The sequence below is a fragment of the Bacillota bacterium genome (assembly GCA_040754675.1).
GTDB lineage: Bacteria > Bacillota > Limnochordia > Limnochordales > Geochordaceae > Geochorda.
The window spans coordinates 1-9,966 of sequence record JBFMCJ010000110.1; the positions used below are offsets into that span (position 1 = coordinate 1).

A 9,966-nucleotide genomic window follows, 5' to 3' on the forward strand; every position below is an offset into this window, starting at 1 on the left:
CGGATCTTGCGCAGAGCCGAGATATCTCGGGAGGACTGGCTGGCCGGCGGCGAGTGATCTCTGATCACGGCGTGCTGGCTCTCGTGGATGGGTCAACTTCGTTCATTATGCGACACGGGCGGCCTTCGGCTGCCGGGGTGGGGGCGTTTTCCCCGGCTGCTAAGGCCGCCTGCTTGTGTCGCATAACGTAGGGTGTCCGGGCCCGCGGTACTACCCCCTCGCTGGGTGGTGGAGATGTGCTCCGTCGCTGGGTGCTTCAGGACGTGGGCGGTATGGGCATACTTCGTGAGAGACCGTGGGTTGCAAGAGCAGCTGAAGAGGCGATAGTGATGCTCCGCGTATGGGTTGGGCATTTATGTCGGCGGCACCGGGGAACGCGGTTCGGCTGAAGTCTCCACCCTGCACGTTGACCGATATTTCGGGGTGGCGGGGCATGAACACTTCCGCCAGCAACTCGGCAGCTGCACCGAGGTGGACCCGGTCGGGGTAACGGTGTGTACACAGGCTTCCCGACAGCAAGCCCCCAAGGGCCAACACGGCCAGCAGGATGCCCACCAGCACCAGGGCCCACACCGCGAATCGGTGCCGCTCAGAAGTTGAGGCCGCGGAGATCCCCCGTGACCATGTAGATAACCCTTTCCGCGATGTTGGTGGCATGGTCCCCCATCCGCGCGATGTGCTGCACGACCAGAATCAATTCCAGGGCCTGGGAGATGTTCCGGGGATCCTCCATCATGTAGGTGAGCAGCTCGCGAAACACCTGGGAGCAGAGTCCGTCGACCACATCATCGTCCGCCGCCACCTTGGCCGCCTTCCTGGCGTCCCGCTCCGCAAAAGCCTCCAGCGCCTTCTTAATCGAACCCTGCACCACTTCGGCCATGCGCGGCACATCGATGAGGGGTTTCAGCAACGGCTGCCGCGCAATGCGCAGGGCCGCGGAAGCAATCCCCTCGGCGTGGTCGGCCGCCCGTTCCAGGTCGATGGCGATGACCATGGCGGCACCAATTATCTGCAGGTCCCCGGCCATGGGTTGATGGATGGCAATCAGTTCCATGCACCGGTTCTGGATCTCCAAGTGCAGGCGGTCGATGGCCTCGTCGCCGGCGATCACCTTCTTCGCCAGTTCCACGTCCTGCCCGTTGAGAGCGTCCACGGAAAGGGCCATAGCTTCCGCGGTCATGTGACCCAGGCGCAGCAAGTCCTCCCGCAGGTTGCGCAGTGCCTCTTCAAAAGAACTACGCACCTTCGCGCCTCCCTCGAAACAACTCCGGGATGCGGCACATGGTGAAGGTGACATGTACGAACTCCATTCCCCGGGGCTGCCTCAGGTTGCGTCCTTTTCCGGGCAGCCCCGGTGCCTGAGGGATCTACTCAGGCCGGGAAAGAATAGGTGGCCATCTCGTGGACAGGTGTAAACCCGAGCCCCTTTAGAAATGACTTGACGGTGGCATCGCCTTGCCTCACTCCGCTTACCTGGCAGAGGCGAACACCGAATTGCAGCCTCATCACGCGTAGGACCGCCGTCAACAGTGCTTCAGCAACGGCGACGACGTCTCTACCAGCCCGGTGCGAAACCACCAGCTTGAAGATTTTGGCTTCACCAATTCGCCTTGCTACCTGGAGGGTCCCCTCCATGGCGGAAAGGGCTAGCGTGACCGCCCTGCCCCCGCTGGCTGCCATCCGGTACCAGTTAGGCGACCAGTGGATGAACCCGATGGGTGTGCCGCGTTGTTCGGCGATAAAGATGTATTCCGGCCGATCGAGCAAGAGGCATGCATCCCCGTACCATGGACGTAAATCGGTGAGGGGACCTGCGGGCGGTGCCCCACCGACACGGAGGCCACGGCCTTGCTTCCACAGACGGTAATAAGTCTCCCGGTCCTGCTGGGTTCCGGGTCGGGCTGGTCGCACCACCAGGTGGGATGGGGTGTTACGGGCTATGGGTTCGTCTATGGGTAACTGGTAGGTGACACTGACGTCGACAGCGGGAATCCCTTCCGTGGCAAGTAGCCGGCACAGTTCGGGGTCGTTGCAGACGTCTATGTTGCTGGACGACGAAGGGAAGAAAATGGGGCCGCACACCTGCCGGTAAGCCTCGAGCTCCACCTGCAGGGCGTGCACATAGCGCGCCAGCCGGTGCAACCCGGCCAGCAAGTAGCCGACCTCCTTACGCCCCCACCCGCCGTGGATGGCCAGCACCCGTCCCGCCCGCAGCACGGGTACCCTCAGTGTGCCCGTGCGCCCCGTGTATGGGAAAGCGTCAAAGGCGACCACGGGGTCTTCAGGCGTCCCTGCACACACTACGAACCCCTCCGCAGTCGTGGGCAGAAGCCCCGCGTCCGGTACATACCAGGGCTCGGGGGCCGCCAATGAACCGGTAAACTCTCGCAGTTGCATGTCTATCCGATAGACGCGGGCACACAGCGCGTCAGACAAGGTCGACTGCCCCCATTAAGCGCCCCCTCGCCTGGGAGAACACCTCCCCGGTTCTACGGACGCCGGCTTCGTTGGCGAACATCCAGTAGTCGGGGACCATAAGTCGGTGCTTGCGTACCAACCACCGGTACGCGTCTCGGGTGACCTCGGAGAAGACATCGAACTGCCCGAACATCCGCCAGCGGTCGACGCGGACCAGCCGCTCGCGCCATTGCTCGACCATCTCGGTGTCTGGGTAGGGCGTAAGGATCCACAGTTGAACCCGCGCGCCCATGCTGCGCAACTGCGCCAGCAACTCCACCGTGGCCGACATTTCCTCCTCCGTTTCGGTGGGAATCCCGATCATGGCGGACAGCGTGGGTGTAATCCCCAGGGACAGTTCCCGAGCCACCAGCCGCTTGCACCATTCGGCGTCGATGAATTCCGGCATATCCTTGCCCAGCAACTTGCGCAACCTCGGGGAGGCGCTCTCCAGCCCGTGGTAAATCTCCTTGCAGCCGGCTTGGGCGAGGAGTTCGAGCATGCCGTCTCGCACCGAGTCCAGACGCGCCAGACAACTGAACGGTACCCCAACCGGACCCAGGAGAGCGAGCAGTTGCTCCGCCCAGGGCTTGTGGCGTAGCAGGTCGTCGTCCTCAAACCTGACGAAACCAACCCGAAACCGGGACGTCAGCCACCTGACCTCCTCGACAACGCTCTGGGGCGTCCGCCAGCGCTGGTACCCCCAGAAGCGGTTTCCCGAACAAAACGCACAGCTGTGAAGGCAGCCGCGGCTGCCCATAACCGAAAACACGAAGCGCCGGTTCCAGGGTTGGTACTGTTCCATGGGCGGCAACATGTCATAAGCCGGGAAGGGTAACCAGCCCAGGTCGCGGGTCAACTGCCTCTTCGGGGTGGGGACGATCTGAGAACCTTGCCGGAGTGAAATCCCGGGGACGCTCGTGAGGGATCTGCGCTGTTCCAGAGCCAGCAGCAGTTCGGACAGGGTGTGCTCCCCTTCGCCGTGGACCACCAGATCGGCAGGGCAGAGGGACATGAGTTCTCTTGCTGCTGCCGAGGCGTGAATGCCCCCCAGGACCACGACCACGTTGGGGTGGCGTGCCTTGTACCGGCGGACGAACTCCACCACGAACGGGGCGTGAACCGTCCAGGAGGTGAGGCCGAGTACGTCCGGTGCCGTCGACGCCACGAGTTCTACCGATCGCTCGAGGACCTGGAAGGGATCCTGTATCTCCGCATTGAGATCGACCAGGGTGATCTGGGAGCGTCCCTCCTCGCGGAGGAACGCTCCCAGGTAGGATATCCCGAGCGGGTACAGCTTCACAGGGTTGTAGAACTGCCACGGGGGGTTTACCAGTGTTACCCGCAACTCGGCTCACCCATGGAGCGGGACAGTCACTCCCGCACTATTATAGCGAAGATGGTGGCCAGAACGAGCAGGCCGCCGCAGAACCCCCACGCCGCCGCCCAGCTCCCCGTGGCCTGAAGGATGCCTCCGATGACGACGCCCTGGAGGCCGGCACCTAGATAGTTGAACAGGTTGATGGTGCCAACTGCGGTACCGGCCAACCGCCGCCCTCCGAAGTCACAAGCAAGCGTGAACAGGACACCGTTGACGCCTAGAACGAGTAGGCCGGCCACCACCTGCAACGCCACTGCCCACGCCAGACCCATGGTCTTAACGGGGACAAAGCCCATGACCAGGAGCACCGTGGCGGCTGACAGGGAGTATATGGTCACCATCTGCCATCGCTTGGCGCCGAAGACCACATCGGATAGCCAACCGCCGAGGACCGGCCCGAACGCCATACCGATGGGCAGGGCGAAGGTCATGATGGGTACGTCCTTGAGCTGGATCCCCGCGGTCTCCGCGTAGAACAAGGGAATCCAGGTCAGCAGCCCGTACCGCGCCACATAAACCGTAAACGAGGCGACGCACATCAGCACGAACTTCCAGTTCCTGAACAGCAGGGCCCATGCCTTCGCACCGGCTATCTGTTCCTTCTTGACCATCTCCGCCTGGGCGGAAATGCCCCCCGCAGTCTCCCTGTAAGGCGGAAGGCCCACGTCTTCGGGCCTGTTTCTGGACACGAAGTAGAACATTAGCGTCAGCGGCAGGGTCAGTCCGATGAGCGGCCAGGTGAAGGCCCAGCGCCATCCGAAGTGGGCCACGGCCTGACCGGTTACCGCCCACGCCACTATGGTGGAGAGCCCCATGGACGTGGCGAATATACCGGTGGCGCGGCCGCGCCTGGCCTTGGGATACCAGTTGCTGATCATGCCGTTGACGGGAGCGTAGGTTTGCCCCTGGATGAACCCGTTCACGGTCCAGGGCACAAAGATGGCCGCGAGGCTTGACTGCAGCGCAATGAGACAGTTCAGTATAGTGGTGCCCACGCCACCGATGAGACACAGACGTCGCTCGCCCACGGTTTCGCCCAGGCGGCCGGAGACGAACGTGCCCGCGGCATAAGCCCACAGCAGCAGAGTAGCCCCCAGCCCGGCCTGCGCCTTGCTTATCCCCAGATCCTTGATTATCCACGGCATGCAGATGCCCCAGTTCAACCTACCGAGGTAGTAGAAGCTGTAAAACACGGACGCAGCTATGACGACTCGCCAGAAACGGAACCGATCGTAATAGAACTTCTGCTGCTCGGTGAGGTCAAGCCCTTCGAGTTCGGGCCACTTGCTTTGCATACCGACTTGTTGCATCGAAGCCACCTGAACTCCCCCCTTTGAACCTGACACGACTTAACCATAGAGACTTCTTCCTTGCCGGAGGCCTGGGATCCCGCGAGCGCCTCGACGGGATCCCAGGCGCGATGTGAACAAGGGAGCAGCCCCTCGGGGCATGAATCGAGTTGCGCGTCGCGGCAGGCACTACACTCCCCTAGATTGGCGACGGCACCCCTAGCAGTCGTGCATAATAGGGGATGGTTTTTCGCAACCCTTCCTCCAAGCTGGTGGTGGGTTCCCAACCAATTAACTGCTTTGCCGCGGACAGGTCGGCCTTGGTGTGCAGCTTCACTTCCCCGGTCCTCATGGGCAGGTACTCGATCTTCGACTTGCTCCCAGTCAGCTCGATGATCAGTTCGGCGACCCTCTTGACCGGTGTAGATATGCCGGTGCCGATATCCATGACGTGGCCTACCGCTGCCTCTGTCGGCGCCTTAACGAGTGCGTCGACGACGTCGTCGACATAGACGAAATCCGAGGACTGGGTGCCATCTCCAAAGATGGGCAGGGGTTCGTTCTTAAGTGCGGCGACGATGCAGGTAGCGACCAGCTTCCGTCCTTCTCCCGGGCGCCGAGTGTCAGCCCTCAAGACTGACCGCTCACGGGGACCGTAACAGTTCTGTATGTTGAGGCCAACGGTGGGCAGCCCGTATACGCGGTGGTACATGTCGGTGAACAGCGTCTGGGCGGTCTTGCTGATGATGTAGGGGGTGAGCCACTGCGTGAGCGCGGGCCGCGGGGGATGGATGAAGTATTTCACGCCTGCGTCGAGTGCGGCCTGAAGGACGTTGATGGTCCCAATAACATTGACCTCCACCGTGAGCACTTCTTGCCCGAAGCGAGCACTGGTACCCAGCAGCGCCGCGAGGTGGTAAACGACGTCAGCCCCTTTAATGGCCGCGTCCACGGCCCCCTTGTTTCGCACATCGCCCTGCACATACGTCACGTAGTCCTTCCTTTTTTCGAGCAGTTCCCTGGTCTCTTCGTACAGGTCGTGCTCGGCACAGTTGTCGAATATTACAACCCTATTGCCCAATTCGACCAGCCGCTCGGCAAGATGGGAGCCAATGAACCCGGTCCCGCCTGTGATAACTACTCGTTGTCCCTGCACTGCAGTTCCCTCCTTCACGTACATTCGGTCACAATGAGAACCTCGGTATGACTTTCCCGCGGTCGCAGCCCCCTTTCCGTGCCACCCATTCCATTGACATGCTAGCCGGTAGGTAGCATAATCACAAGCGAGAGTTCGTGATTCTAGCATTAGCTCCGATAATAGGAGGAACATTATGGACCTTCTGAATCTGCTTGGTACATTTGTTGCTCTGGCGGAACATGGGACTGTTTCGCGGGCCGCCGATGCCTTGAGTTATGCCCAACCGACTGTTTCCATGCACATCAAAGCGCTGCAACAGTACTACGGGGTGCCCCTGTTCGAACTCCGCAACAGGCGCTATGTGCTCACGGATGAGGGCGAGGTCTTGCACGGCTACGCCAGAGCTATCCTTCACCTGGCCCAGGAGGCTATGGACGCAATCAGTGAGTTCAAGACTTGTCAAAGGGGCAGTTTGCGCGTTGGAGCAACCAGTAATGTAGGTGTCTACGTACTCCCCCGCATTCTCTCCATGTTCCAACAGAGGTTTCCAGGAATAAGTATCAGCGTATTAATCGATCGGACACGGGTGATCTCAACCAAGGTAAGCGAAGGTGAGTTAAATGTTGGCATTGTGGAGGCGGAGGTCGAGGAGGGCCACCAGATTACGGTTGAGCCCTGGATCAAGGATAGACTGGTCTTGATTGTGTCTCCGGAAGAGCCCTGGGCGTCCAGGGATAGCATAAGCCCTCACGAACTGCTGCACCGACCCTTCGTAACGGGGGAGCGCGGGTCCGGGACCAGGAGGATACTGGACAGAGAGCTAGGTGAGATCAGTCGCAAGATCAATGTGGTCCTAGAGCTTGGTAGCACAGAAGCAGTGAAAAGGGCGGTGGAGTCCAACCTGGGTGTTTCGATCGTCACTGAGTCATCCGTGTACCGGGAGGTGAGGCTGGGGGTCCTCCGCTGCATTCCCATCGAAGGAGTGCAGATGTACAAGACCTTTTCCCTTATCTACCCCTGTAACAGGTACCTCACGGCTGCCACCAGACGTTTCCTATCTCTCCTGAGGAGTATGAAGGAAGCCCTTGCGGTCGAGGTGGTTGGAAATGGTGCAGCAACGTAGGATAAATCGCCCCAAGGTCTTCTACACGCACTGGGCACCTCCTGACGGCCCCAGCCTCCTGAGGCCCTTCTGTCGGGTATCGTTAGCACCGTTCAGGCGCCCACCCACCGCCGAGGAAATCATCGCCGGCGCCCAGGATGCATTCGCTCTGTGCGTGTGTGCCCGGGACCGCATAACGGGCGACGTCATCAAGCGGTGTCGGCAACTTAAGGTGATATCGTCTTTTGCACGCGGCTATGACAACATCGACGTGGACGTGGCGACGGATTTGGGTATCTGGGTCGCGTGCGTAAGCGAGATTCTGGCTGAGCCGACTGCCGACATGACATGGGCACTGCTCCTTGCCCTGGCGCGCAAAGTGCTTCCCGGGGACAAGTTCGTCCGGAGCGGGCGTTTCCGGGGATGGGAACCCCGGCCTCGTTTCCCTGGTCTCAACGTATTCGGCAAGACGCTGGGCATAATCGGCATGGGCCAGATCGGGCAGGCAGTAGCCAGAAGGGGACTGGGCTTTTCCATGCGGATACTGTACTGGCAGCCGAACTGCCTTTCTGCGTCCCTGGAGCAGGCGCTCGGTGTCACCTGGGTCACGAAGGAGGAGCTTCTGGCCCTATCGGATTTCGTTTGTGTATGCAGCCCGTTAACCCAGGCGACTTACCACCAGATCGGCTATGCAGAACTGCGGTTGATGAAGCCAACTGCGCTCCTTGTTAACACCAGCCGCGGATCGCAGGTGGACGAGGTGGCGGTGGCGGAGGCCCTACGTGCTGGTCGGCTGGGCGGCTACGCGGCGGACGTCTTTGAGATGGAAGACTACGTTCCAAACCGGCAGGTTTCGGCGATTCCCGAATGCCTTCTTGGACTGAGAGAGCGGACGGTGTTCACCCCCCATGCCAGTACCGCCATCGCGGAAACGCGAGCAGCCATAGCGCGCGCCCAGGCGCAGGCAATATTGGACGTCCTCGAGGGTAGGCGTCCCTCGGGTGCGGTCAATGTCCCCGTACAAACGACCGGCGTATCATGAACGTGTGGCGAAACGGCAAGTCCGCTGAGGCTGGTTGCCTGTGTTGCTTAGCGTAAAGGCGGATAGGCCGGCCGCTTTTCCCCGCGGGAAAGCCGCGGGTTTTCTGCTTGTTGAACCTCTCTCGGGCGGTGACCACACGGCCAGTCTGGAGCCACGTACGAGCTGGTGAAGCGAAGTCGGCCGGGACGAAGAGCGGTCCGGATGAGCCGGCCACGCCGGTGCGATCCGCCTTCTTCTCATCCCAGTTCCATTGTGCAACCCGTCAGCTCGGTAAACCGGTCGGCCACCTCTACCCACCCGGGGTCGCTCACACTGGGCGGGGAAGTTAGGCTAACCCGCAAAGCCATGCGCTCCCTGAAGAAGGCGGGCTCCCTCTTTAGTCCCCACTCAGGAGGAATAAGAGAACGGGCGATGGCCTTGATTTCGTGCTGGTTGGGCTCCGGGTTGGGCTCAAGCGGCCAGCCGGTCTGGCGCGAGAGTTCCTCCATGGGTTGACGGAAGCGTTCAGCCAAGGCAGGGCTGATGAAGGAGACCTCGATGTAGTCGCCGCCCGGGCCGGTTTTCCTGCCCACCCGGTAGACCGTGGCCCCCGCGGCGGCGAGCCCCGCCCTGACGGCGGCGAATGCCTGGTTGATCTCCATTCTGGAAGCTGCAGCCGGGCCGGAGTGCGGGTCTGCTGCCGCCGCGGCGTCGAGCCAGGGCACCCCGCGGCCGTCGAGCTCCAGGTCAAATCCGGTTTCCTCACGGAAGTGGCTGCGGGCGGTGGCAAAGTCTTCCTCTGTGGCGCCGTCCGGGACCTGGCAGCGGACGGTGACCACCCTGCGGTCGCGGTCCACGGAAGGGTTGCGGAGGAGCACCCAATCCTCGGGGAGCACCCGGCGGGCGGCCTCCGCCAGCACGCCCATGTGGGCCTCCGGGTGCACGCGCACGCTCCACCCGGTAACCGCTTCAAGCTGTGCGATCCTGTCCTGCCACTTCTTCTCGGCGACCTGGGGGAAGTGGAAGTAGAGGGTGATGGTGCCCGATTGCGGATCGGCCCCCTTGCGGTAGAGCCCCGTATCGGGCGGAAAGAGTCGCTCGGCCTCGGCCAGGGCAGCGTTCTGCTCGACCCGGCCGTCCGCCGCCTCTTCGGCCGCCGGTCCGTCCGGCGCCTGCTCCCGGGCGCGGTAGGCGGCCCGCCCGGGCTCGAGTTCCACGCGCTCGAAGCACTCCGGGCTGGTGTTCAGCCGCCAGGCCAGGGCGAGCCGCGCGGCGGGGGAATCGGGCCCGCCGGGCAGGTGGGAAGCCAGTGCCCGCGCCAGGTCCTCCAGAGAAAGCGGCGCGGGCAGGCCGGCCATCTTCTCCCGCAGGTCGCGAGGCGCCAGGGACCGGAACAGCGGCTTGGCCTCCCGGGTGAGCCGGTAGAGCCGCACCTTCTCCGCGCCCGCATCCGGTGGGTCCTGGGCGAACTCCCAGGGCGCGGCGATTTCGAGCAGGTCTTCCGCGTAGTGGTGGGTGCCGTTTACGCCGACCATCCACGCGTGGAACCCGAGCTGCTCGACGGCGAACGCGACCGCC

At 62.3% G+C, this 9,966-nt stretch carries 8 protein-coding genes; 2 read left to right on the forward strand and 6 right to left on the reverse strand.

What is annotated here, in order from left to right:
* Positions 1-589: 589 nt before the first annotated feature.
* The 5 genes from phoU to AB1609_08355 form a co-directional block, all read right to left on the reverse strand.
* Positions 590-1,243, reverse strand: coding sequence for a phosphate signaling complex protein PhoU (gene phoU / locus AB1609_08335; GenBank protein MEW6046476.1), 654 nt, complete (start codon positions 1,241-1,243; stop codon positions 590-592).
* Positions 1,244-1,371: 128 nt separating this feature from the next.
* Positions 1,372-2,436, reverse strand: coding sequence for a hypothetical protein (locus tag AB1609_08340; GenBank protein MEW6046477.1), 1,065 nt, complete (start codon positions 2,434-2,436; stop codon positions 1,372-1,374).
* The gene (locus tag AB1609_08345) at positions 2,429-3,805 is read right to left on the reverse strand and encodes a radical SAM protein (GenBank protein MEW6046478.1); all 1,377 of its coding nucleotides are present in this window, start codon (positions 3,803-3,805) and stop codon (positions 2,429-2,431) included. Before AB1609_08345 ends, AB1609_08340 begins: the two co-directional genes overlap by 8 nt.
* Before the next feature lie 26 nt (positions 3,806-3,831).
* The gene (locus tag AB1609_08350) at positions 3,832-5,148 is read right to left on the reverse strand and encodes an MFS transporter (GenBank protein ID MEW6046479.1); all 1,317 of its coding nucleotides are present in this window, start codon (positions 5,146-5,148) and stop codon (positions 3,832-3,834) included.
* Positions 5,149-5,326: 178 nt separating this feature from the next.
* A complete protein-coding gene (locus tag AB1609_08355) occupies positions 5,327-6,283 on the reverse strand; it encodes an SDR family NAD(P)-dependent oxidoreductase (protein ID MEW6046480.1) in 957 nt (318 codons plus the stop codon).
* Between the two features lie 175 nt (positions 6,284-6,458).
* Here AB1609_08355 and AB1609_08360 point away from each other — a divergent pair, with 175 nt between their 5' ends.
* A complete protein-coding gene (locus AB1609_08360) occupies positions 6,459-7,388 on the forward strand; it encodes a LysR family transcriptional regulator (protein MEW6046481.1) in 930 nt (309 codons plus the stop codon).
* Positions 7,372-8,409: an NAD(P)-dependent oxidoreductase gene (locus AB1609_08365; protein MEW6046482.1), complete on the forward strand. Its 1,038-nt coding sequence runs from the start codon at positions 7,372-7,374 to the stop codon at positions 8,407-8,409. Before AB1609_08360 ends, AB1609_08365 begins: the two co-directional genes overlap by 17 nt.
* Before the next feature lie 236 nt (positions 8,410-8,645).
* Here AB1609_08365 and AB1609_08370 read toward each other — a convergent pair.
* Positions 8,646-9,966: hypothetical protein (locus AB1609_08370; GenBank protein ID MEW6046483.1), on the reverse strand; the 1,321-nt coding region annotated here is incomplete at its 5' end.